This window comes from Xanthobacter sp. DMC12, from assembly GCF_056314105.1.
The window spans coordinates 155,987-179,132 of sequence record NZ_JBQUYZ010000006.1 but is presented as its reverse complement, the minus strand read 5'-3'; the positions used below and the strand labels follow the sequence as shown (position 1 = coordinate 179,132).

At 69.3% G+C, this 23,146-nt stretch carries 23 protein-coding genes; 14 read left to right on the top strand and 9 right to left on the bottom strand.

From position 1 onward, the window contains the following. Positions 1 to 162: 162 nt before the first annotated feature. Positions 163 to 2,115 carry an acetate--CoA ligase gene (gene acs, locus ACT535_RS20840; RefSeq protein WP_168456435.1) on the top strand — a complete coding sequence of 651 codons (1,953 nt, stop codon included), beginning with the start codon at positions 163 to 165 and terminating at the stop codon, positions 2,113 to 2,115. A 161-nt stretch (positions 2,116 to 2,276) separates the two neighbouring features. On the opposite strand, the gene ACT535_RS20835 is transcribed toward acs, so the two are convergent. The 3 genes from ACT535_RS20835 to ACT535_RS20825 all read right to left on the bottom strand — a co-directional run bounded on the left by ACT535_RS20835 (position 2,277) and on the right by ACT535_RS20825 (position 3,580). Next, positions 2,277 to 2,549, bottom strand: a complete 273-nt coding sequence (locus ACT535_RS20835) for a hypothetical protein (protein WP_024279661.1) — start codon at positions 2,547 to 2,549, stop codon at positions 2,277 to 2,279. A gap of 105 nt (positions 2,550 to 2,654) precedes the next feature. Next, on the bottom strand, positions 2,655 to 3,056 hold the full coding sequence (locus tag ACT535_RS20830; RefSeq protein ID WP_476365861.1) for a TIGR02301 family protein: 402 nt from the start codon (positions 3,054 to 3,056) through the stop codon (positions 2,655 to 2,657). Between the two features lie 59 nt (positions 3,057 to 3,115). Beyond that, positions 3,116 to 3,580: an NUDIX hydrolase gene (locus ACT535_RS20825; protein ID WP_476365860.1), complete on the bottom strand. Its 465-nt coding sequence runs from the start codon at positions 3,578 to 3,580 to the stop codon at positions 3,116 to 3,118. A gap of 185 nt (positions 3,581 to 3,765) precedes the next feature. Between ACT535_RS20825 and ACT535_RS20820 the strand changes: the two genes are divergently transcribed. The 3 genes from ACT535_RS20820 (at position 3,766) to ACT535_RS20810 (ending at position 6,234) form a co-directional block, all read left to right on the top strand. Further along, positions 3,766 to 4,329 (top strand): HD domain-containing protein, encoded by a 564-nt coding sequence (locus ACT535_RS20820; protein WP_476365966.1) that lies wholly within the window; start codon positions 3,766 to 3,768, stop codon positions 4,327 to 4,329. Continuing rightward, positions 4,326 to 4,832: a tyrosine phosphatase family protein gene (locus ACT535_RS20815; protein WP_476365859.1), complete on the top strand. Its 507-nt coding sequence runs from the start codon at positions 4,326 to 4,328 to the stop codon at positions 4,830 to 4,832. The genes ACT535_RS20820 and ACT535_RS20815 overlap by 4 nt, the downstream gene beginning before the upstream one ends. A gap of 217 nt (positions 4,833 to 5,049) precedes the next feature. Next, positions 5,050 to 6,234, top strand: coding sequence for an MFS transporter (locus ACT535_RS20810; RefSeq protein ID WP_476365858.1), 1,185 nt, complete (start codon positions 5,050 to 5,052; stop codon positions 6,232 to 6,234). Between the two features lie 5 nt (positions 6,235 to 6,239). Here ACT535_RS20810 and ACT535_RS20805 read toward each other — a convergent pair whose 3' ends face one another. Continuing rightward, the gene (locus ACT535_RS20805; RefSeq protein ID WP_476365857.1) at positions 6,240 to 7,169 is read right to left on the bottom strand and encodes a methyltransferase domain-containing protein; all 930 of its coding nucleotides are present in this window, start codon (positions 7,167 to 7,169) and stop codon (positions 6,240 to 6,242) included. A gap of 76 nt (positions 7,170 to 7,245) precedes the next feature. Here ACT535_RS20805 and ACT535_RS20800 point away from each other — a divergent pair, with 76 nt between their 5' ends. Further along, positions 7,246 to 8,292, top strand: coding sequence for a ligase-associated DNA damage response exonuclease (locus tag ACT535_RS20800; RefSeq protein ID WP_476365856.1), 1,047 nt, complete (start codon positions 7,246 to 7,248; stop codon positions 8,290 to 8,292). Further along, the gene (locus ACT535_RS20795; RefSeq protein ID WP_476365855.1) at positions 8,289 to 9,920 is read left to right on the top strand and encodes a cisplatin damage response ATP-dependent DNA ligase; all 1,632 of its coding nucleotides are present in this window, start codon (positions 8,289 to 8,291) and stop codon (positions 9,918 to 9,920) included. The genes ACT535_RS20800 and ACT535_RS20795 overlap by 4 nt, the downstream gene beginning before the upstream one ends. 147 nt (positions 9,921 to 10,067) lie before the next feature. Here the strand turns inward: ACT535_RS20795 and ACT535_RS20790 are convergent, their stop codons facing one another. Beyond that, on the bottom strand, positions 10,068 to 10,745 hold the full coding sequence (locus ACT535_RS20790) for a S24 family peptidase (RefSeq protein WP_476365854.1): 678 nt from the start codon (positions 10,743 to 10,745) through the stop codon (positions 10,068 to 10,070). 221 nt (positions 10,746 to 10,966) lie between these two features. Between ACT535_RS20790 and ACT535_RS20785 the strand changes: the two genes are divergently transcribed. Further along, complete coding sequence (locus ACT535_RS20785) at positions 10,967 to 11,317, top strand: DUF952 domain-containing protein (protein WP_476365853.1); 351 nt, start codon at positions 10,967 to 10,969, stop codon at positions 11,315 to 11,317. Positions 11,318 to 11,320: 3 nt separating this feature from the next. On the opposite strand, the gene ACT535_RS20780 is transcribed toward ACT535_RS20785, so the two are convergent. After that, positions 11,321 to 12,643 carry an MATE family efflux transporter gene (locus ACT535_RS20780; RefSeq protein ID WP_476365852.1) on the bottom strand — a complete coding sequence of 441 codons (1,323 nt, stop codon included), beginning with the start codon at positions 12,641 to 12,643 and terminating at the stop codon, positions 11,321 to 11,323. Positions 12,644 to 12,647: 4 nt separating this feature from the next. Continuing rightward, on the bottom strand, positions 12,648 to 12,917 hold the full coding sequence (locus ACT535_RS20775) for a DUF6460 domain-containing protein (RefSeq protein WP_168456425.1): 270 nt from the start codon (positions 12,915 to 12,917) through the stop codon (positions 12,648 to 12,650). A gap of 149 nt (positions 12,918 to 13,066) precedes the next feature. Here ACT535_RS20775 and ACT535_RS20770 point away from each other — a divergent pair, with 149 nt between their 5' ends. Next, the gene (locus ACT535_RS20770; protein ID WP_168456424.1) at positions 13,067 to 13,636 is read left to right on the top strand and encodes a LysE family translocator; all 570 of its coding nucleotides are present in this window, start codon (positions 13,067 to 13,069) and stop codon (positions 13,634 to 13,636) included. A gap of 3 nt (positions 13,637 to 13,639) precedes the next feature. Here the strand turns inward: ACT535_RS20770 and ACT535_RS20765 are convergent, their stop codons facing one another. Then, positions 13,640 to 14,530 carry an alpha/beta fold hydrolase gene (locus tag ACT535_RS20765; protein WP_168456423.1) on the bottom strand — a complete coding sequence of 297 codons (891 nt, stop codon included), beginning with the start codon at positions 14,528 to 14,530 and terminating at the stop codon, positions 13,640 to 13,642. Positions 14,531 to 14,918: 388 nt separating this feature from the next. On the opposite strand from ACT535_RS20765, the gene ffh reads away from it, so the two are divergent. The 3 genes from ffh (at position 14,919) to ACT535_RS20750 (ending at position 18,654) form a co-directional block, all read left to right on the top strand. Beyond that, positions 14,919 to 16,466 (top strand): signal recognition particle protein, encoded by a 1,548-nt coding sequence (gene ffh / locus ACT535_RS20760; protein WP_168457012.1) that lies wholly within the window; start codon positions 14,919 to 14,921, stop codon positions 16,464 to 16,466. 89 nt (positions 16,467 to 16,555) lie between these two features. After that, positions 16,556 to 16,921 (top strand): 30S ribosomal protein S16, encoded by a 366-nt coding sequence (rpsP, locus tag ACT535_RS20755; RefSeq protein ID WP_168456422.1) that lies wholly within the window; start codon positions 16,556 to 16,558, stop codon positions 16,919 to 16,921. A 233-nt stretch (positions 16,922 to 17,154) separates the two neighbouring features. Beyond that, on the top strand, positions 17,155 to 18,654 hold the full coding sequence (locus tag ACT535_RS20750) for a leucyl aminopeptidase (protein ID WP_476365851.1): 1,500 nt from the start codon (positions 17,155 to 17,157) through the stop codon (positions 18,652 to 18,654). A 305-nt stretch (positions 18,655 to 18,959) separates the two neighbouring features. On the opposite strand, the gene ACT535_RS20745 is transcribed toward ACT535_RS20750, so the two are convergent. After that, positions 18,960 to 19,208 carry a hypothetical protein gene (locus ACT535_RS20745; protein WP_476365850.1) on the bottom strand — a complete coding sequence of 83 codons (249 nt, stop codon included), beginning with the start codon at positions 19,206 to 19,208 and terminating at the stop codon, positions 18,960 to 18,962. 71 nt (positions 19,209 to 19,279) lie between these two features. On the opposite strand from ACT535_RS20745, the gene ACT535_RS20740 reads away from it, so the two are divergent. From ACT535_RS20740 to lptE, 3 genes are all read left to right on the top strand, one after another. After that, positions 19,280 to 19,732 carry a DNA polymerase III subunit chi gene (locus ACT535_RS20740; RefSeq protein WP_168456420.1) on the top strand — a complete coding sequence of 151 codons (453 nt, stop codon included), beginning with the start codon at positions 19,280 to 19,282 and terminating at the stop codon, positions 19,730 to 19,732. A 162-nt stretch (positions 19,733 to 19,894) separates the two neighbouring features. Next, complete coding sequence (leuS, locus tag ACT535_RS20735; protein WP_476365849.1) at positions 19,895 to 22,573, top strand: leucine--tRNA ligase; 2,679 nt, start codon at positions 19,895 to 19,897, stop codon at positions 22,571 to 22,573. Beyond that, complete coding sequence (lptE, locus tag ACT535_RS20730) at positions 22,560 to 23,144, top strand: LPS assembly lipoprotein LptE (RefSeq protein WP_168456418.1); 585 nt, start codon at positions 22,560 to 22,562, stop codon at positions 23,142 to 23,144. Before leuS ends, lptE begins: the two co-directional genes overlap by 14 nt. The last annotated feature ends 2 nt before the right edge of the window (positions 23,145 to 23,146 follow it).

The window sequence follows — 23,146 nt, the reverse complement described above, 5'->3', positions numbered from 1 at the left end:
CCGGGCATGCCCGGGGCCAACCAAGGGCTATGAGCCCAAAGTCTGGCTGGGCGGTGCCTTGTGGAGCGTCGAGGTGCTCAGCATAATCCGCCCCAACCAAGGCGGGTACCGCCATGAATGATGGACAGCGGCCAAAGCGGTCCGCGCGAGGGAGGCAGAAGAATGTCCGACAAGGTCTATGACGTTCCGTCCCAGTGGGCTCAGAAAGCCTATGTGGACGACGCGCACTACCAGTCCATGTATGCCGCCTCGGTCAACGACCCGAACGCCTTCTGGGGCGAGCACGGCAAAAGGATCGACTGGTTCACGCCCTACACGAAGGTGAAGAACACCTCGTATGATCCCGGCCACGTCTCCATCAAGTGGTTCGAGGACGGCGTGACCAACGTCGCCTACAATTGCGTGGACCGGCATCTCGAGACCCGCGGCGACCAGGTGGCCATCATCTGGGAGGGCGACAGCCCCGACGAGAGCCGCAAGATCACCTATCGCGAGCTGTCCTCCGAGGTGAACAAGCTCGCCAACGTGCTGCGCAACCGCGGCGTCGAGAAGGGCGACCGCGTCACCATCTACCTGCCGATGATCCCCGAGGCGGCATTCGCCATGCTGGCCTGCGCGCGGCTCGGCGCCATTCACTCCATCGTGTTCGGTGGCTTTTCCCCGGACAGCCTCGGCGGGCGCATCGCCGACTGCGGCTCGAAGGTCGTCATCACCGCCGACGAGGGCCTGCGCGGCGGCCGCAAGGTGCCGCTGAAGGCCAATGTGGACGCGGCGGTGAGCCAGATCGACGGCGGCGTGGACCACGTGATCGTCGTGCGCCGCACCGGCGGCAAGGTGGACATGACCCCCGGCCGCGACGTCTATTACGACGAAGCCGCCGCCATGGTGACGGACGAATGCCCGGCCGAGCACATGAACGCGGAAGATCCGCTGTTCATCCTCTACACCTCCGGCTCCACCGGCAAGCCGAAGGGCGTGCTTCACACCACCGGCGGCTATCTCGTCTATGCGTCCATGACGCATCAGTACGTGTTCGACTATCACCCCGGCGACATCTACTGGTGCACCGCTGACGTGGGCTGGGTGACGGGCCATTCCTACATCGTCTATGGCCCGCTCGCGAACGGCGCCACCACGCTGATGTTCGAGGGCATCCCGAACTATCCGTCGGTCTCCCGCTTCTGGGACGTGATCGACAAGCACCAGGTGTCCATCTTCTACACCGCCCCCACCGCCATTCGCTCGCTGATGCAGGCGGGCGAGGAGCCGGTGAAGAAGACCTCGCGCGCCTCCCTGCGCCTGCTCGGCTCGGTGGGCGAGCCCATCAATCCGGAAGCCTGGGAGTGGTACTACCACGTGGTGGGCGAGGGCCGCTGCCCGATCGTCGATACCTGGTGGCAGACCGAGACCGGCGGCATCCTCATCACCCCCCTGCCCGGCGCGACGAAGCTCAAGCCCGGCTCGGCGACCCGTCCCTTCTTCGGCGTCCAGCCGGAAGTCGTGGATGCGGCCGGCGGCGTGCTGGAAGGCGCCTGCGAGGGCAACCTCGTGATCGCCGACTCGTGGCCGGGCCAGATGCGCACGGTCTATGGCGACCATGAGCGCTTCGAGCAGACCTACTTCTCCACCTATCCCGGCAAGTATTTCACCGGCGACGGCTGCCGCCGCGACGCGGACGGCTTCTACTGGATCACCGGCCGCGTGGACGACGTCATCAACGTCTCCGGCCATCGCATGGGTACGGCGGAGGTGGAAAGCGCCCTCGTCGCCCATCCGAAGGTGTCCGAGGCCGCCGTCGTGGGCTTCCCGCACGACATCAAGGGCCAGGGCATCTATGCCTATGTCACCCTGATGGACGGCGTGGAGCCCACCGAGGAGCTGCGCAAGGAGCTGGTAGCCTGGGTGCGCCGCGAGATCGGCCCCATCGCCTCGCCGGACCTGATCCAGTTCGCGCCGGGCCTGCCCAAGACCCGCTCGGGCAAGATCATGCGCCGCATCCTGCGCAAGATCGCGGAAGACCAGTTCGAGAGCCTCGGCGACACCTCGACGCTGGCGGATCCCGGCGTGGTGGAAGACCTCATCAGCAACCGCCAGAACAAGCGCGACGCGGCCTGAGGCTCTGCCGCCTGGCACGAACGATACCCAGAAGCCGGCGTCCCTCGGGGCGCCGGTTTTCTTTTGGGCCGTTGCAAAAGAAAAACCGGGCGCTCGCGAGAGGCCCGGCGGGAGGAATGCGACGAAGATAGAGGCTCGGCGAGGGGGGCTCGCCGCGCCGGTCAGTGCGAGCGGCTGACCACCGTATATTCACCGGCGGCGACGCGCTCGGCGACGCGGGCCATATATTCGGAGCTGGCGGCCTCGCCATAGGTGGCGACGAGGCTGCGCAGGGCGGTGAAGAGCGCAGCCTGCACCAGGCAATCCTCGTCCAGCCCTTCGCGCACGGCCTCGACCCACGCATCGTTCAGATAGGTCAAGGCGGCGTGGCGGTCATCTGCGGCCATGTCCGAGATTTCCGGCAGGTCGATGACGGGGTTTGTCAGGGTGGACACGTTTGGCTGCCTCCGCGCCGAAGAACCGAACGGCGCACCGGATATCTAGCACTTCACGCTGGGGGATTCAGGCGAGTTCTGACCAAAAGGTTAACACGAAAGGGGTCAATTCCCCCCATACCGCACCACGATTTCGTGAGTGAGGCGCCCGCCCTCGTCGAGCTGGCGATCCACCGCCATGCGCGCGGCCGGCGTGCAGCTGCGGTAGACCTCGGCATAGCTGGAATAGCCGCGGTTGAAGCTGGCGATGATCTTGGAGCGGCGGGCGTCCGAGGGCTGCTCGGTGTCGATGAGCGCCTGCATCTCGTTGCGCCAGCGCTGCGCCTCGGCGGTGACGCCGCAGAGGGGCCGCAGGTAATGCAGGGCGCCGAGAATCTCCGCGAGCCGCATCAGATCGCCGTCATAGGGCGGCGGCGCGCCTTCCGTCGGCCCGGCGGCGCGGGACGATACGGGGCCGGCGAGCACGAGGCCGGCGGCGAGAAGGAGAGAAAAGGCGCGCTTCAGCATGGTTCCGCCCTAACTCCTGCGGCCCGCGGCGCGCCGGGTCAAGGGGGCGAAGCCGCGGCTCACATCTCGCCCATCAGCAGCGCGGCCTTGGCCACCACCTCGGCAAGCCCCTCGGTGGTGGTGAGGCTCGCGACCTCATTGGGCCGGAACCAGCCCACCTCAGCCGCCTCCTCGCCGGGCATGGGCTCCCCACCGCGCCAGCGGGCGGCGTGGGCGAGCACCACGAAATGGGCCTTCAGCTCGCCCTCGCGGTTGCGGACGATGATGTCGCGGGCGGCGGCAAGGCCGACGATCTCGGCCTCCACGCCCACCTCTTCCATCACCTCGCGCACGGCGGCCTCGGCCACCGTCTCACCCGGCTCCACCCGCCCGCCCGGCAGGCTCCACAGCCCGGCGCCGGGATTGGCGGCGCGGCGGGCGAGCAGCACGAGGGGGCCGCGGAACACGGCAGCGCTGGCGGCGAGCGTCGGGCGCACCTCGACGCGCGGAGTGGCCGGCGTCTCGCTCTCAAGGGTGTCGGACATGGCGAATCTCGGACCGAAATGGGCGGCGTCCACCCGTGACGGGCGGCTTGTGGCGTTTCGGCCGGAGCTTACCTTTCCCCGATCCGAGGAGCACGCGATTCGTGACCGAGCCTGACGTCCCCGCCAAACCCGCTCCCAAAGCCGCCCGCCCCCGCGCCGGTGCCGCGCCGCGCGCGTGGCAGCGCATGCTCTCCGGCCGACGGCTCGATCTGCTCGACCCCTCCCCCCTCGACGTGGAGATCGAGGACATCGCCCACGGCCTTGCCCGCGTGGCGCGCTGGAACGGCCAGACCTCGGGCGCCAACATCTTCTCCGTGGCCCAGCATTCCCTGCTGGTGGAGAAGATTTCCCGCCGCACCCATCCGGACCTCGATGCCCGCTGGCGCCTGTGCGTGCTGCTGCACGATGCCCCGGAATACGTCATCGGCGACATGATCTCCCCCTTCAAGGCGGTGCTGGGGGGTGACTACAAGACGGTGGAGGCGCGCCTGCTCGGGGCCATCTGCGTGCGATTTTCGCTGCCGGTGGGGTGGCCCGATCAACTTTTGAAGATCGTCAAGGCGGCGGACCGCGCCTCGGCCTATTTCGAGGCGACGCGGCTGGCGGGATTCGCGGAGGAGGAGGCCAAGGCCTTCTTCGGCCGACCCGCCCGCCTCGACGCTGGGGTGGAAAAGGATTATCTCACCCCGTGGGAGGCGGAAACGGCGAAAGCCCGTTTCCTCAAGAGATTCGAGGAGCTTGCGCCATGATCCATGTCTGCTCCCTCGCCAAGCTGCACGAAACGGTGGAACAGACCGGCGCGCGGCATGTCATCACCCTCATCAACGGCGGCACGGTGCTGACCCGGCCGAGCAACGTCGACCCCACCAACCATCTCTTCCTCGGCATCAACGACATCGCCGAGGAGATCGAGGGGCTGGTGGCGCCGGGCGAGGCGCACATGCTCGAGCTGTTCGAGTTCGTGCGCGCCTGGCCGCGCCAGACGCCGCTTGTGATCCATTGCTATGCCGGCATCTCGCGTTCCACGGCGGCGGCCTACGCCACGCTGTGCGCCCTGCTGCCGGATCGCGACGAGATGGAGCTGGCGCAGCGCCTGCGCCATGCCTCGCCCACCGCGACGCCCAACCCGCGCATCGTCTCCCTCGCCGATGCGGCGCTGAAGCGAGACGGCCGCATGGTCGCCGCCATCCACGCCATCGGCCGCGGCGCCGACGCCTTCGAGGGCGAGCCCTTCGCCTTGCCGGTGGCCTGACGGGGAAAGCCGCCCCACCGGGATCGCGCTCTTCTCAGCTTTGCATCGGACGCGCGGCATGGAGGCCGGCTGCGCGCGCCGCCCCCTCGCGAGCGTGGCGGGCATGGGCTATGTTGCGCCGCAACTTGCCCCCGACAGACTGAGCGCCGGGCCTGTGGCGCCTCTTCGCCAGCCCGCGCCGTCTCCCCGCCCCGGCCGGTTCGGCCAGAGACCATTCATGCCCGCTTCCGCACAGAGCCCCAATCAATTGGGCTTCGCCCGCATCTTCGCCATGGCCGCCGCCGCGGGCGTCGCCGTGGCGAACATCTATTACAACCAGCCCATGCTGGCGGTGATGGAGGCGGACCTGCCCGGCCCTCTGACGCCGCTGGTGCCCACCGTGACGCAGCTCGGCTATGCCGCAGGCCTCTTCCTCCTGGTGCCGCTGGCGGATCAGCTGGAACGGCGTCGGCTTATCGTCCTGCATTTCGTCGCCGTCGCCGCAGCGGCCGCCCTCTCCGCCCTCGCCCAGGGCGCGCTGGCGCTGCTCGCGGCCTCACTCCTCCTCGGCCTCGGCTCCACGGTGGCGCAGCAGATCGTGCCCTTCGCCGCCCATCTCGCGCCGCCGGAGAAGCGGGGGGCGACGGTGGGAACGGTGCTCTCGGGCATCCTCGCCGGCATCCTGCTCAGCCGCACGCTGGCCGGCTTCGTCGCCGCCCATGCGGGCTGGCGCGCCATGTTCTGGCTGGCGGTGCCCATGGCGCTCGCCGCCGCGGCGCTGATGGCGGCCATGCTCCCGCGCAGCAAGCCGGAAGGAAGGCTGAGCTACCGAAGCCTCATGGCCTCCCTCGTCGGCCTGTGGATGGAATTCCCGACGCTCCGGCGCGCCGCGATCACGCAGGCGCTCATCTTCGCCTCCTTCATCGCCTTCTGGACCATCCTCGCCTTCCGGCTGGAGGGGCCGCCTTTCGGCCTCGGCTCTGAGGCGGCTGGCCTGTTCGGCATTCTCGGGCTCATCGGCGTGCTGGCGGCGCCCCTGTTCGGCCGCTTCACCGACCGCCGCGGTCCTGCCAGCGTGGTGATTCTGGGCGTCGTGCTGGCGCTCGCCGCGTGGGTGTTCTTCTCCGCATGGCCGCAACTGGCCGGTCTGGGCGTGGGCGTGGTGTTGATCGACCTTGGCATTCAGAGCGCGCTGGTGGGCAATCAGCATCGCATCTTCGCGCTGCGGCCGGCGGCGCGGGCGCGGCTCAATACCATCCTCGTGGGCACCATGTTCCTCGGCGGCGCCTTCGGCTCGGCTGCCGCCACGATGGCATGGACCTGGGGCGGCTGGGCCGCCGTCTGCGCCACCGGCCTCGGTCTGTGCGTCGCGTCGCTGGTCCTTACGCTGCTGGCCGGGCGCGTGGGGACGCCAAGGGGCTGAACGCCTCAGCCGGCCGCCAGCACGCCCACGAGGCCCGGCACCGGCTGGCCTTTCTCCGAACGCGTGGAAGCCTGCTCCAGCAGAACCACCGCGAGTCCCGCCTCCGCCGCCAGCGCGCGGACATAGGGCTCCGCATGGGCATAGCGCAGCGTCTCGCGCAGCAGCACGCCCGCGCCGTCGTGCGTCTCCAGCGTGAAGGCAAACAGGCCGCCGGGCGCCAGCGCGGCGCGGGCGGCGTGGAAGATGGGGGCGAGATCGCCCACGTAGCAGAGCGCATCGGCGGCGAGGACGAGATCGAGGCCTCCGGCCGGCACCGCCCCCAGCGCCGCGCCCATCTCGCCGGCTTCGAGGGCGGCATAGAGGCCGAGGGCCCGCGCCTTCTCCAGCATGGCGGGAGAGAGATCCACGCCGTCGAGCCGCTCAACGAGCGGCGAAAAAAGCACACCGGCGAGGCCCGTGCCGCAGCCGAGGTCCAGCGCCGCACCGAAACGCAGCTCACGGGCCTGCGTGGCGCAGGCGGCGCGCACCGCCTCCAGCAGCAGCTCGGGGCCGCGATAGGCCAGCTTCTCGCGCAGCGCCGTGTCGAAGCGGTCGGCATATTGGTCGAACAGCGTGCGCACATAGGCCGCCGACATGGCGCCCTCGGTTGTCCCACCCCCGAGCTGCGCCCGCCGCAGCCCCGCCCCCAGCCGGTCGGCGGGATCGAGCGCGAGCGCCCGGCCATAGGCCTCCCGTGCCGCCTCGCTTTCCCCCTGCCCTTCCCGCGCCTCGCCCAGCAGGAACCAGGCGGCGGCGAAATGCGGCGCTGCCTCCACCGTCTCGGCCAGAAGCTCGGCGGCAGCGGCGAAATCGCCCTCGGCGAGGAATGCGCGCGCCCAGTCGAGCCGCCGGTCGAGAACGGGATCACCTGATGTATCGAAGGCAGCAGCGGACACGCTCGATCTCGCAGATTGGAACCTCGCGCAGGCGCGCAAGTCTCCCCATATAGTGGTGAACCCGCCCAATAAAGTGATGCGCCCGGAAGACCTCCTCTGCCCCTCGCCCAAGGGCCTCTACAGCCCCATCGGCGATTTCTACGTGGACCCCACCCGCGCCGTGCCGCGGGCGGTGATCACGCACGGCCATTCGGACCATGCCCGCGCCGGCCACGCGCACGTGCTCGCCACCCGCGAAACGCTCGACATCATGGCGCTGCGCATGGGGCCGGATTTCGCGGGAGCGACGCAGGCGCTGGCCTATGGCGAGGCGATCACCATCAACGGGGTGACGGTGAGCCTCCATCCCGCCGGCCATGTGCTCGGCTCGGCCCAGGTGCGGCTGGAGAAGGACGGCCTCGTGATCGTCGTCTCCGGCGACTACAAGGACGCCGCCGACCCCACCTGCGCGCCGTTCGAGCCCATCCGCTGCCACGTCTTCGTCAGCGAGGCGACGTTCGGCCTGCCGGTGTTCCGCCATCCCCCCGCGGCGGGGGAGGTGGACAAGCTGCTCGCCTCGGTGCGCATCTTCCCCGAGCGCACCCACATCGTCGGCGCGTACTCACTCGGCAAGGCGCAGCGCATGATGGCGCTGATCCGCCGGGCGGGGCACGACGCGCCGATCTACGTCCACGGCGCCCTCATCAACATCACCGATTACTATCAAAGCTGCGGCATGGATTTCGGCGAGATCCTGCCGGTGAAGGGCGCGCCGAAATCGGCCTTCGCCGGGGCCATCGTCATCGCCCCGCCCTCCTCCATGACGGACCTCTGGGCGCGCCGCTTCGCCGATCCCATCACGTGCTTTGCCTCCGGCTGGATGCGCGTGCGCGCCCGCGCCCGCCAGCGTGGGGTGGAACTGCCGCTGGTGGTGTCGGACCACGCCGATTGGGACGGCCTTACCGCCTCCATCCGCGCCACCGGCTGCGAGGAATTGTGGGTGACCCACGGTGCCGAGGATGCCCTCGTCCACTGGGCCCACACCCGTCAGCTCCGCGCCCGACCGTTGCACATGGTCGGATATGGCGAAGAGGACGAGGAGGTCGCGACAGCGGCGCCGGAGGGGGAGGCCCCCGCCCCATGAACCGCTTCGCCGCGCTGCTTGATCGCATGTCCTACGAGGCCGGGCGCAATGCCAAGATCCGGCTCATGGCGGACTATTTCCGCTCGACGCCGGACCCCGAGCGCGGGCTCGCGCTGGCGGCGCTCACCGGGGCGCTATCGTTCGCCAATGCCAAGCCCGGCGTGGTGCGCGCGCTGATCGCCGAGCGGGCGGACCCGGTGCTGTTCGAGATGTCCTACGATTATGTGGGCGATCTCTCCGAGACCGTCGCCCTCATGTGGCCCCGGCCGGAGGGCGCGCGGCCGCACGCGCCGCTGCTGTCGGAGATCGTCCACGGCCTCTCCACCTTCTCCAAGGTGTCCCTGCCCCGGCATCTGGCCGAATGGCTGGACGGCCTCGACGAGACAGGCCGCTGGGCGCTCCTGAAGCTCATCACCGGTGCCATGCGGGTGGGCGCCTCCGCGCGCCTCGCCAAGACCGCCGTCGCGAGCCTCGGAGCGGTGACGCCGGACGAAGTGGAGCTGGTCTGGCCGGGGCTGGAGCCGCCCTATGAAGAGCTGTTCGCCTGGGTAGAGGGGCGTGGGCCGCGGCCTGAGACCTCCAACCCCGCCCCGTTCCGCCCGGTGATGCTCGCCCACGCCATCGAGGAGACGGATTTCACCGCCCTCGACCCGGCCGATTTCCGCGCCGAGTGGAAGTGGGACGGCATCCGCGTGCAGGCGGTGGCCGGCACCGGGCCGGATGGCGCGCGGGTGGTGCGGCTCTATTCCCGCACCGGCGAGGACATCTCCGGCGCCTTCCCTGATATGGCGGAGGCCATCGCCTTCGACGGCGCCATGGACGGCGAACTGCTCATCGTCCGGGACGGCCGGGTGGAGCCGTTCAACGTCCTCCAGCAGCGGCTGAACCGCAAAACGGTGACGGTGAAGATGCTGGCGGAATTTCCCGCCCACATCCGCGCCTATGACCTGCTCGTGGACGGCACGGACGATTTGCGCGACCAGCCCTTCGCCACCCGCCGCGCCCGGCTGGAAGCGCTCGTCGCACGCCTCCACACCCCGCGCATCGACCTCTCCCCCATGGTGCCCTTCTCCACCTGGGAGGAGCTGACCGCCGCCCGCCGCGATCCCGCCTCGGCCGGCGCGGGCGCGGATGCCGGGGCGGTTGAAGGGGTGATGATCAAGCGGGCGGACAGCCTCTATCTGCCCGGCCGGCCCAAGGGCCCGTGGTGGAAGTGGAAGCGCGATCCGCACACGGTGGATGCGGTGCTCATGTATGCCCAGCGCGGGCACGGCAAGCGCTCGTCCTTTTATTCTGACTACACCTTCGGGGTGTGGACGATCGGCGACGAGGGCGAGGACATTCTGGTGCCGGTGGGCAAGGCCTATTTCGGCTTCACCGACGAGGAATTGAAGCAGATCGACGCCTTCGTGCGCCGCGCCACCATCAATCGCTTCGGCCCGGTGCGCGAGGTGGTGCACGAGAAGGACGAGGGGCTGGTGCTGGAAGTGGCCTTCGAGGGCCTCGCCCGCTCCACCCGCCACCGCTCCGGCATCGCCATGCGCTTCCCCCGCATCGCCCGCCTGAGATGGGACAAGCCGCCTGGCGAGGCGGACCGGCTGGAGACGCTGGAGGCGTTGCTGGGGTGAGGCGGTCGCATGCCCAAGGATTGTTGCGGGCCGTCGCCCTCCGGCTCGACCGGAGGGCCCATACCGCCGCCGGGTCAAATGTCGAAATGGGTGCTCCGGTCGAGCCGGAGCACGACGGCCCTGTCTCTCGTCGAGCGGTCGGGCGCGCTACTGGCTCGCCCACACGATCCGCGCGATCCAGTCCACCTGATCCAGCGGAATCTGCCGGTCCTCGTGGGCGGGGTTGAGGGAGCGCAGCTCGATGTGGCGGGTGGTCTTGCGCACCAGCTCCTTGGCGAGCACCTCGCCTTCCTTGGTCTTCAGCACCACCCGGTCGCCGCGGCGCGGCTCGGAGGCGGGGGAGACCACCACCACGTCGCCGTCGCGATAGACCGGCTCCATGGAATCGCCGGCGATCTCCAGCGCATAGGCGTGGGCGTCGTGGACATCGGGAAAGACGACCTCGTCCCAGCCGCTGCCCACGGGAAAGCCGGCATCGTCGAAGAAGCCGCCCGAGCCGGCCTGGGCGAAGCCGATCTGCGGGATGGCGTTGAGCGGGCGCGTCGGGGGCGCGGGCGCCTCTTCGGCAAAGCCGCCGCCGTGGGCCGGGCGCCCGGACTCATCCAGCAGGGAGAAGAACTGCTCCGGGCTGGTGCCGGTGGCGGCGAGGGCCTTGGCGATGCTCTCGGTGGAGGGCCAGCGCGGCCGGCCATCGATGGTCACGCGCTTGGAGCGGTTGAAGGTGGTGGGGTCGAGCCCCGCCCGCCGCGCAAGGCCGGAGGTGGACAGCCCGTGCTGCTCGGCGAGCTCGTCGACGGCACGCCAGATCTTACCGTGGGTCAGCATGGGAAAGACGTTCCTTGCTCGACGTGCCCTCGACAGCGATATGCGGACCGGACTCCCGTGCCACGCCGCGCCCCCCGACCGGATGAAGATATGAATTTGTTCCCCCTTTGTACAGGACTTCAGTCCGCATGCAACCATAAGGCGAACGCAGTTGCCCTTTCGTTCGTCCGGGCCTATGTGCGCGCCGTGCCCGTTCAAAGTCCCCGCGAGGAGCATCGCCCGTGACCGCCGCCACCCTCATCTACAAGATCGCCCCCGCCGAGCTCTGGGCGGCGGCCGAGCAGGCCGGCGCGTTCACCGGCGCGCCGGTGGACGTGGCGGACGGCTACATCCATTTCTCTACCGCCGCGCAGGCGCGCGAGACGGCGGCGAAGCACTTCGCCGGGCAGGCTGACTTGAAGCTGGTGGCGGTGGAGGTGGCGGCGCTCGGCCGGGCGCTGAAATGGGAGCCCTCGCGCGGCGGCGCCCTCTTCCCGCACCTTTATGCGCCGCTGCCGCTCACCGCCGTGAGCTGGGTGCGCGACCTGCCGCTCGGCACGGACGGGGCGCACGTCTTTCCGTCCCTCGACTGAGGCTCACCCGAACGTCCGCCGCACCAGCGCGGGCAGGCGCAGCGCCTGAAAGCCGCCGCGTGCCAGAAGAAAGGCGAGCATCGCGAGCCAAAGGCCGTGATTGCCCAGCGGCCGCAGCGCCAGGAACACGCCGAGATAGACGACGAGGGACGCGAGCATCAGGTTGCGCATGTCGCGCGACCAGAGCGCGCCGATATACACGCCATCGAAGGCATAGGCCGTCACCCCCGCCAATGGCAGCAGCGCGGCATAGAGCAGGTAGATGCGCGCCTCAGCCCGCACCTCCGGGCTGGTGCTCATGGCGTCCACGATGGCCGGGCCGGTGACGAGATAGACTACCCCCGCAAGCGCCGCGAAGACGAACCCCCACACGATGGAGAGCCGCACCCCGACGGAGAAGTCCGATTTGCGCCGCGCGCCCACGGCCGAACCGCAGATCTGCTCGGCGGCGGTGGCGAAGCCATCGAGGAAATAGGCCGCCACCATCACCATGTTCTGGAGCACGGCATTGGCGGCCAGCGTCACGTCCCCGGCCCGCGCGCCCTGCGCGGCGAAGAAGGAGAAGGCGAACATCAGCGCCGCGGTGCGGATCATGATGTCGCGATTGAGCATGACGGTCTGGATGAGGCGCGCCTTGTCGAGCAGCACCGCCTTCGCCACCCCGACCCGCCCGCCGAGCAGGCTGGCGCACACCACGACGCCCGCCACCGCGCCAGCGATCTCGGCCACCAGCGTGCCCGCGGCCGAGCCCGCGACACCCCATCCGGCCCCGAGCACGAGAGCGGCCGAGAGCACCATGTTGAGGGCGTTGATGCCCACCTGCAGCGTCAGAGCCCGGCCGGTGCGGCCGAGGCCCACCAGCCAGCCCAGCACCACATAATTGGCGAGGGTGAAGGGCGCGGCGAAGATGCGGATGGCGTAATAGTCGCGCACCGCCGCATTCACTTCATCGCTTGCCCCGGCCAGCGACAGGGCCGCGCTCTCGATGGGTGTGCGCAGGAGAACGATCAGGAGGCCGAGCGCACCGGCCACCAGCAAGCCGCGCGCCAGCACCGCCCGCTCCTCCACCGCATCGCGCCGCCCCACCGCCTGCGCGGCGAGGCCCACGGTGCCCATGCGCAGGAAGCCGAACATCCAGAACAGCATGTCGAAGATGACGGCGGCGAGCGCCACGCCGCCGAGCAGCGACGCGCTGCCGAGGCGACCCACCACCGCCGCATCCACCACGCCGAGGAGAGGCGTGGTGAGATGCGCCAGCGTCATGGGCAGCGCGATGGCGAGCACGCGGCGGTGGGTGACGCCCCCCGAGACAGCCGCGAGCGACACAGCCTCAGCGCCGGCCGAACACGCGCATCAGAATCCAGAGCGGGATGACGATGACGGCGCCGAGGAGGAAGTAGCGCCACATGCGCTCCACCGCCTCGAAGCTGAAGCTGAACAGGTTGCGGATGAGGCGCTGGAGGCTGTTGAGAATGTTCATCGGGTCGAGCCCGAGGGCGGCGAGAATCACGCCCACCACCACCGAGAGCAGAACGAGGCGCACCAGCACCCAGGCCGGCGAACCGCCGAAGAAGCGCGTGAGCTCGTTGTTCTCGGACATGGGTCCTCTCTCCTCTTGGTCCCGTCCTTTAACATAGCTCAAGGCGCGCCGGGAATGGCGCGGCTAGCAGGGTGGATGCGACACCGGCGGGGATCGACGCCGCCGGCCGGGTCTCTCAAAAGTCATTCCGCAACGGAATTTTCCCGCTCATGGGCACCGCCGCCTTCCTGTTCGCCATCTGGGGCCTGCTGCTGACGCCGGGGCCGACGAATACCCTGCTCGCGCTCTCCGGCGCCTCGGTGGGGCTCGGGCGGTCGATACGGCTGATGCCGGCCGAGCTTGCCGCCTACCTCATGGTGACGGTGCCCCTCGCCACGACCGGCGCGGACCTCCTCGCCGGCGCACCGTGGGCGGCCACCGCCGTGCGTTTGGCGGCGGCGGGCTGGATCGCCTATCTGGCGGCGCGGCTGTGGCGGCTTCCCGCGCCGGGGCAGGCCGGAGGCGAGGTGAGCGTCGCGCGGGTCTTCACCACGACGCTCCTGAACCCCAAGGCCCTCATCATCGGCCTGACCCTGCTGCCGCGCGGGTCGGAGCCCGAGTTCCTGCCGCACCTCGCCTTGTTCGCGGGCTCCGTCCTCGCCGTGGCGGCGATCTGGGCGGGTGGCGGCGCGCTCGCGCAGCACGGGGATGGCGGGCCGCGCCCCCTCTACCGGCGCGCGGCCGCCTTGTGGCTCGCCTTCCTTGCCGCCGCGCTGGTGGGCGCGGCGATCCGGGCCTGAGCCTTACTTCCCGTCGAGGAAGTCCGTCACCAGCGCGATGGTGGCGGCGGGGTTCTCCTCCATGATCCAGTGGCCGCTGCCGGGCACCACGTCGCCTGTCACGTCGGTGGCGGCGAAGCGCATGACCTCGGCCATGGTCAGGCCGAACGAATGCTCGCCGCCGAGCGCCAACACCGGCATGGCGAGCTTGCCCGCCTTGAGGAATTCAACATTGTCGACCGCATCCTGGTCGAAGGCCGCGAACTGGGCAAAGCCCGCATGCATGGCGCCGGGCTGGGCATAGAGCGCCGCGTAATGCTCCCGCGCGGCCTCGGAGAAATGGCTCGGATCGGCGGAGAATTCGTTCCAGAAGCGGTCGAGATAGATGCGCTCGCGCCCGGCGACGAGGCGTTCCATGTCCGGCCCGCCGAAGCGGAAATGCCAGAGCAGCGGGTTCTTGAGAATCTCCTCCCACGGGCCGACGCCCGGCAGCGGCGCGTCGATGAGGACAAACTTCGTCACCCGGTCGCGGTGGAGCGCGGCGAAGGCGAAGCCCACCATGTTGCCGATGTCGTGGGTGACGAGGGCTACCTTGTCGATGCCGAGGGCATCGAGCACGCCGGCCATGTCGGCGCCCTGGGTCTTCTTGTCGTAGCCACCCTCCGGCTTGGCCGAGAGGCCCATGCCGCGCAAGTCCGGCACGATCACGGTATGGGTGGGCGCCAGCGCTTGGGCGAGAGCGCCCCACATGTCGCCGGTCTCGCCATAGCCATGAATGAGCAGCACCGCCGGCCCCTGCCCACCCGTGCGGACATGGAGGGTGGTGCCGTTGGTGTCGATCTCCGCCACGCGGAAATCGGCGGGAAAGGGAACGATCTGGCTTGCTTCGGGGGCAGTCGAAGGCGTTTGGGGCATGGTTTCCTCCCCGCCAGTGGTCGGCGGATGCGCGAGGTGCGCTAAGGGAAACATGCGCTCTTCCGATGACGCCTAGTAGTGGCGTTCTCCGCAAACTTCGCTTTCGGGGCGAAACTTGCCGCAGCGGCGGCCCCGGCGCAGGATGCTGGTGCGCGATGTCATTTCCGCCTGGAAATTTGCCTCGCGGGCCCAAACCTGCTAACAGCCCCAGCTTCACACGGACGGCCATGCCGATCCCGCCGACCGGACCGAGAGCCCGGAGGCCCCCGCCCGACAGCGCGATGCGCCCTCGGGCGTGCTTTGCGTTGGCTTGATGCACCGGCATCGGGTTGCGCGCAGCGCGGGAGATCATAGCGGTCCGGTGTGAACCCTCAACGCATGGGTGCCCATGTTCGACAACCTTTCCGACCGCCTCGGCGGCATACTCGACAAGCTGAAGCGGCGCGGCGCTCTCACCGAGGCCGACGTCGGCGAGGCCATGCGCGAGGTGCGCCGCGCGCTGATCGAGGCGGACGTGGCGCTGGACGTGGTGCGGTCCTTCACCGACCGGGTGCGCCAGCGCGCCGTGGGCGTGGAGGTCATCAAGTCCGTCACCCCCGGCCAGATGGTGGTGAAGATCGTCCACGACGAGCTCGTGGCGACGCTCGGCTCCGACGCCGACCCTATCGACCTCAACGCCCCCGCCCCGGTGCCGATCCTGATGGTCGGCCTGCAGGGCTCGGGCAAGACCACCTCCACAGCCAAGATCGCCAAGCGCCTCACCGAACGCGGCAAGCGCAAGGTGCTGATGGCCTCGCTCGACACCCGCCGTCCGGCGGCCATGGAGCAGCTGGCCACCCTCGGCAAGCAGGTGGAGGTCGCGACCCTTCCCATCGTCGCCGGCCAGTCTGCCGTGCAGATCGCCAAGCGCGCCATCGAGGCGGCCAAGCTCGGCGGCTTCGACGTGGTGATGCTCGATACCGCCGGCCGCGTCACCCTCGATGAGGGGCTGATGGCCGAGGTGGCCGAGGTGAAGGCCGTCACCAAGCCGCACGAAGTGCTGCTGGTCGCCGACAGCCTCACCGGTCAGGACGCGGTGAACACCGCCAAGGCCTTCGACGGCCGCGTGGGCCTCACCGGCATCGTGCTGACCCGTGCGGATGGCGATGGCCGCGGCGGCGCCGCGCTGTCCATGCGCGCCGTCACCGGCAAGCCCATCAAGCTGCTCGGCACCGGCGAAAAGATGGACGCGCTCGAGGATTTCGATCCCCACCGCGTGGCCGGCCGCATCCTGGGCATGGGCGACGTGGTCGCCCTGGTGGAGCGGGCCGCCGAGAATATCGACATCGAGAAGGCGAAGATCACTGCCGAGCGCATGCGCAAGGGCACCTTCGACCTCGACGACCTGCGCGGCCAATTGGAGCAGATGTCCAAGATGGGCGGCCTCGGCGGGCTCATGGGCCTCATGCCCGGCGTCGCCAAGGTGAAGAACCAGATCGCCGCCGCCAATCTCGACGACAAGGTGTTCAAGCGGCAGGTGGCCATCATTAATTCGATGACCCCCAAGGAGCGCCGCGCGCCCAAGCTGCTCGACGCCTCGCGCAAGCGCCGCATCGCCGCCGGCTCCGGCACCAAAGTGGAGGAGATCAACCGCCTCCTGAAGATGCACCGCCAGATGGCCGACGTGATGAAGGCCATGGGCGGCGCCGCCGGCAAGCGCGGCCCGCTCGCCGGCCTCGCCGGCATGATGGGCTTCGGCGGCGGCGGCCCCTCCCCCGAGATGCTGCAGGAGATGGCGGAGAAGATGGGCAAGGGCGGGCCCGGCGGTGCCGGTGGCGGCCTGCCGCCGAATTTCCCCGGCCTGCCCGGCGGCGGCCTGCCGTCCAAATTCCCCGGCGGCCTTCCCGGCCTGCCCAAGGGCTTTCCTGGAGTGGGAGGGCCCGGCAAGAAGAAGTAAAGCCAACGCCCCCTGCCTGCCCGGGCGCCGGCAACAGAAATCAACCCGAATACCAAACGCAAGACACTGACTTAAAAAGGAAGAAGACCATGTCCCTCAAGATCCGTCTCGCCCGCGGCGGCGCCAAGAAGCGTCCCTACTACCGCATCGTCATCGCCGACGCCCGCGCCCCGCGCGATGGCCGCTTCATCGAGAAGATCGGCACCTTCAACCCGCTGCTGGCGAAGGATGCCGCCAACCGCGTGGTGCTCGACACCGAGAAGGCGAAGGCCTGGCTCGAGAAGGGCGCCCAGCCCACCGACCGCGTGGCCCGCTTCCTCGACGCCGCCGGCCTGCTGAAGCGCGAAGCCAAGAACAACCCGAAGAAGGCCGAGCCCGGCCAGAAGGCCCAGGAGCGCGCCAAGGAGAAGGCCGACAAGGCCGCCGCGGCCGCCGGTGGCGAAGCCGCCGAGTGAGGCTTCCCTTTCGGGAGCATGAGGAACGGGGGCGCCTGGCGCCCCCTTTTCTTTTTGGGACAACGGTTCACAACCGCGCCCCGGCACCTATCTAAGCCCCAGCCCCGAAAGCTCGGGCGCGGCGGCACCACCGTGACGCTGCGGGCGGTTTCCCCTGCCCGCCGGCCGGGCTAGAGAAGGGCGACGCATCTTTTGAATCCATTCTGCCCCCTTTGCTGCTTCTGGAGCGCCTGATGTCCGATCCCGTCACCGTCTCGTTCGCCCGGCTCACCGCCGCCGCCAAGGGCGTCCTCGTGGTGCTCACCGACGAAAGCCTCGCCTTCGGCACGCAGGCGCAGAAGCTGGTGAAGGGGGCGGACAAGGCGCTGACCCGCGCGTTCGATGCGGAGAAGTTCAAGGGCAAGGCCTGGAGCGGGCTGGACCTGCTCGCCCCCGCCGGCATCGAGGCGCCGCGCCTCATCGTCATCTCCGTGGGCAAGGCGGCGGACCTCAAGCCCAAGGACTTCCTGAAGCTCGGCGGCCTCATCGCCGGCAAGCTCCCCGCCTCCGCCCGCGAGGCGAGCGTGGTGCTCGACCTGCCCGGCACCAAGATTTCCGCCGATTCCGCCGCCGAGGTGGCGCTGGGCATCTCGCTGCGCAGCTACAGCTTCGACCGCTACAAGACCAAAAAGAAGGACGATGCCGCCGAGCCGGCCGCCCGCGCCGTCACCCTGCTCGTCTCCGACGAGGCCGGCACGAAGCGCGCCTATGCCGCCCGTCAGGCGGTGGGCGACGGCGTGCTGTTCGCCCGCGACCTCGTGAACGAACCCGCCAACGTGCTCGACCCGCCGGAATTCGCCCGTCGCGCCGAGGAGCATCTTTCCGGCGTGGGTGTCGAGATCGAGGTGCTGGACGATGCCGCCCTCGCGGAAGCCGGCCTCAAGGCGCTGCTCGGCGTCGGCCAGGGCTCCATCAAGGAAAGCCGCGTCGTGGTGATGCGCTGGAACGGCGGCCCCAAGGGCGAGGCGCCGGTCGCCTTCATCGGCAAGGGCGTCACCTTCGACACCGGCGGCATCTCCATCAAGCCGGCCGCCGGCATGGAAGACATGAAGGGCGACATGGGCGGCGCCGCCTGCGTCACCGGCCTCATGTATGCCCTCGCCGCCCGCAAGGCGAAGGTGAACGCGGTGGGCCTCATCGGCCTCGTGGAGAACATGCCCGACGGCGCCGCCCAGCGCCCCGGCGACATTGTGACCTCGCTGTCCGGCCAGACCATCGAGATCATCAACACCGATGCCGAGGGCCGGCTCGTGCTGTGCGACGTGCTCTGGTACGCCAAGGAGCGCTTCAAGCCGAAGTTCATGATCGACCTCGCCACCCTCACCGGCGCGATCCTGGTGGCGCTGGGCTCAGAATATGCCGGCCTGTTCTCGAACGACGACGAGCTGTCCCAGCGCCTCACCCAGGCGGGCCAGGAGACCGGCGAGCGGGTGTGGCGCATGCCGCTGGGCCCGGAATACGACAAGCTGATCGATTCCAAATTCGCCGACATGAAGAACACCGGCGGCCGTAACGCCGGCTCCATCACCGCCGCCCAGTTCCTCCACCGCTTCGTGGACAAGACCCCGTGGGCGCACCTCGATGTCGCCGGCACGGCCATGTCCTCGCCAGCGAGCGACATCAACAAGAGCTGGGGCTCGGGCTGGGGCGTGCGCCTGCTCGACCAGCTGGTGAAGGATCACTACGAGGGGTGAGGGCCTAGCTCTTGTCCGTCGCCTCTCTCGGACCTGTCGCTCTCTCATAACCGTCGCCCTCCGGCTTGACCGGAGGGCCCATCTCCCCGCCTGAGCTGCCGCGGGGAGAGAGGGGCAAACGGCACCCTGGGTCCTCCGGTCAAGCCGGAGGACGACGGCGGCTGCAGGCGATGGAATGCGGAAACGGCCCTATTCCGCCGGCCCGGCGTGGGGCGGGTGCTTGGGCTCGGTCAGGCGCACGGCGGCGTAGCCCATCGCGATCACGACGAGCGGCATCACCACATATGCGTAGAACCAGAGGCCGGTCATATCAGTCGTCCAAGCACGCTTCTTGCCATGAAATGTAGCACACCCGCAGCCGCCAGCCAAAAGACGCTGCCGAGGGCGATGAGCACGCCATGGGACGGCCCCGCCGCCCCCATCCCGCCGAGCCCATAGAGCGAGGCCACCGCCGGCCCCAGCGCACCCACCGTCAGGCAGGCGGTCGACGCCCGGTCGAGGGCGTTGGCGGTCAGCTTGGTGCGCTCGTTCTGGATGAGGCTCATGGCCGCCATATGGAAGGCTCCCACGGGCCGGTCAAGCCGGAGCGCGACGCGGTGCGAGCGCGCGTGCTAACCTTGCCCCGATGACCGAAATCCTCTTTTACCACCTAGAGCGCCGCCCGCTGGAGCAGGTGCTGCCGATGCTGCTGGAGAAGTCGCTGGAGCGCGGCTGGCGGTGCGTGGTGCAGTGCGGGTCGGCGGAGCGGCGGGACGCGCTCGATTCCCATCTGTGGACCTATAGCGAAGCCTCCTTCCTGCCTCACGGCACGGAGGCGCAGCCTTTGCCCGAGCGCCAGCCGGTGCTGATCGCCACCTCCGAGGCGAACCCCAATGGCGCGCAGGTGCGTTTTCTCGTCGATGCGGTGCCGCTCGCCGATGCCTCGCCCTATCAGCGCGTGGTCCACCTGTTCGACGGGCGTGACGACGAGCAGGTGGCCAAGGCCCGCGAACGCTGGCGCGAGGCCAAGGCGGTCGCCGGCAACGAACTCACCTACTGGCAGCAGGACGAGAACGGCCGCTGGGTGCGCAAGGCCTGAGGCCGGCAGGGCGCAGGCCGCACGGATAACGGCGCAGGACAGGCGATGGCGGGCCGGGCGCAAGCCGGTTCCGGGCAGAGCTTCGCCTTCGGCGGTGCGGGAAGGTTGACCGCAGGGTCTGTTTCTGTCCTAGTCCCGGCCGTTTCGACCCCTGACGGATCCATGACCGAAGATCGTATGCCGGAGCGTGCCGCCGAGCGCGCGCAAGATCGCTACAACGCCCGCGAAGCCGAGCCGAAGTGGCAGAAGACCTGGGCCGAGCGCGGCATCTTCCGCACGCGCAACGACGACCCGCGTCCGAAATTCTTCGTCATGGAGATGTTCCCCTATCCGTCGGGGCGCATCCACATCGGCCACGGCCGCAACTATGTGATGGGCGACGTGCTCGCGCGCTACAAGCGCATGCAGGGCTTCAACGTGCTGCATCCCATGGGCTGGGACGCCTTCGGCCTGCCGGCAGAGAATGCCGCCATCGAGCGCGGCATCCACCCCAAGGCCTGGACCTACGAGAACATCGCCTCCATGCGCGAGCAGCTCCAGCTGCTCGGCCTGTCGCTCGACTGGAACCGCGAGATCGCCACCTGCGACCCGTCCTATTACGTGGAGCAGCAGCGCATCTTCCTCGATTTCCTGGACAACGGCCTCGCCTATCGCAAGGAAAGCGAGGTCAATTGGGACCCGGTGGACAACACCGTGCTCGCCAACGAGCAGGTCATCGACGGCCGCGGCTGGCGCTCCGGTGCCATCGTGGAGCGGCGCAAGCTCTCGCAGTGGTTCCTGCGCATCACCCAGTTCGCCCAGGAATTGCTCGACGCCATCGACACGCTCGACCGCTGGCCCGACAAGGTGCGCCTCATGCAGCGCAACTGGATTGGCCGCTCGGAAGGGCTCGAAGTGCTGTTCGAGTTCGCCAAGGCCGGCGCCCAGAAGCTCCCGGCCGGCACCAAGGCGGTGAAGGTCTACACCACCCGCCCGGACACCCTGTTCGGCGCCTCCTTCCTCGCGCTCTCACCCGACCATCCCCTGGCCAAGCACCTCGCCGGCACGGACGGGCAGCTCTCCGCCTTCATCGCCGAGTGCAAGCGCGGCGGCACCTCAGCGGAAGAGATCGAGACGCAGGAGAAGAAGGGCTACGCCACGGGCCTCAGTGTCGTCCATCCGCTGGACGCCACGCGCACCGTGCCGGTCTATGTGGCCAACTTCGTGCTGATGGACTACGGCACCGGCGCCATCTTCGGCTGCCCGGCCCACGACCAGCGCGATTTCGACTTCGCCACCAAATACGGCCTCCCCATCACCCCCGTGGTGCTGCCCGAAGGCGCGGACCCCGCCACCTTCTCGGTGGCCGAGGGGCCCTATGACGGCGACGGCACCCTGTTCAATTCCGCCTTTCTCGATGGCATGCGCGTGCCCGAGGCCAAGGAGGCGGTGGCCCGCCAGCTGGAGCGCTTCCGCGTCGAGGGCGAGCCGCAGGGCACGCGGCGGGTCAATTTCCGCCTGCGCGACTGGGGCATCTCGCGCCAGCGCTATTGGGGCTGCCCCATCCCGGTCATCCATTGCGACGACTGCGGCCCGGTGGGCGTGCCCCGCGACCAGCTTCCGGTGGAACTGCCGGACGACGTCACCTTCGACCGTCCCGGCAATCCGCTCGACCGCGCCAAGGCGTGGCGCGACGTGCCATGCCCCAAGTGCGGCAAGCCGGCCCGGCGCGAGACGGACACCATGGACACCTTCGTGGATTCGTCCTGGTACTTCCTGCGCTACGCCTCGGACAACGTAGAGAAGCCGCTCGACAAGGCGGCGGTGAGCCACTGGCTGCCAGTGGACCAGTATATCGGCGGCATCGAGCACGCGATCCTGCACCTGCTCTATTCCCGCTTCTTCACCCGCGCGCTCAAGCATTGCGGCCGGGTGGACCTGGAGGAGCCGTTCGCCGGCCTCTTCACCCAGGGTATGATCGTCCACGAGACGTACAAGGATACCGAGGGCAAGTGGCTCTTCCCCGAGGAGGTGAAGCTCCTCGGCAACGGCAAGGCGGTGCGGATCTCGGACGGCACGCCCGTCACCGTCTCCCCGCCGGAGAAGATGTCCAAGTCCAAGCGCAACGTGGTGGCGCCCGAGGTGGTGGCGGATACCTACGGCGTGGACTGCGCCCGCTGGTTCATGCTCTCCGACACCCCGCCCGAGCGCGACAGCGAGTGGACGCAGGGCGGCATCGAGGGCGCCTGGCGCTTCGTGCAGCGCGTGTGGCGCCTGGTGAACGAGGCGGTGGAGCTGGGCGCCAAGCCGGGCGCAGCTTCCGGCGCCGCGCGCCCGGAGACGTTCAGCGAGCAGGCCCTCGGCCTGCGCCGCGCCGCCCATGGCCTCGTCGCCACGGTGGCCGAGGACATCGAGCGGCTGCGCTTCAACGTGGCCGTGGCCCATGTCCACGAGTTTGCCAACGTGTTCGGCTCGGCCATCGCCGCCGCCCGCTCGGCGCCGGAGGTGCCGGCAGACCTCGCCTTCGCCCTGCGCGAAGCCGCCGAGATGCTGACCGGCGTGGTAGCGCCCATGACGCCGCATCTGGCCGAGGAATGCTGGGTCGCGCTGGGCCACGGGTCTCTGGTGGCAGAGGCCCGCTGGCCGGCCACCGAGGCCGAGCTGCTGCGCCGTGACACGGTCACACTTCCGATCCAGATCAATGGCAAGAAGCGTGACGATATTGTCGTCCCGCGCGCGGCGACCCCCGCCGAGGTCGAGGCCGCCGTGCTCGCCCTGGAAAGCGTCCAGCGGGCACTCGACGGACGCGCGCCGAAGCGTATCATCGTGGTGCCGCAGAGGATCGTGAATGTCGTTGCCTGATCCTGCCCTTCCCATGCGCCCCGCCGGCCTTCTGGCCCGGCTGATGCTCGTGTGCGCCCTGTCCGGGGCGCTCGCTGGCTGCTTCCAGCCGCTCTATGCCGAGAATTCGACCACCGGCGGCCCGGCGCTGATGGACAAGATGCGGGATGTGGAGATCGTCCAGATCCAGGGGCGGCTCGGGAACGACCTGCGCAACGACCTGATCTTCGCGCTCACCGGCGGCGAGGGAAACCCCAAGGGCGCCCCGCTGCAGATGATCATCACGGTGGATTCTTCCACCTCCACGGCGCTCATCAATTCCGCATCGGGCCTGCCCGAGAACCAGATCGTCCGCGTCACCGCCAACTGGCGCATCATCAAGGCGGACGACAAGAAGAAGGCCACGGTGACCGAAGGCGCGGCCACCGGCTCCGCCACCATCGACACCAGCGACCAGCGCTTTGCCAACTACAGCGCGCAGATCGACGCCGAGAAGCGCGCCGCCCGCTCCGTGTCGGACCAGATCAAGGCGCAGCTCGCCGCCTGGTTCATCCGCACCGGCAACGCGCCGCCGGCCCGCTCGGCGAGCTGAGC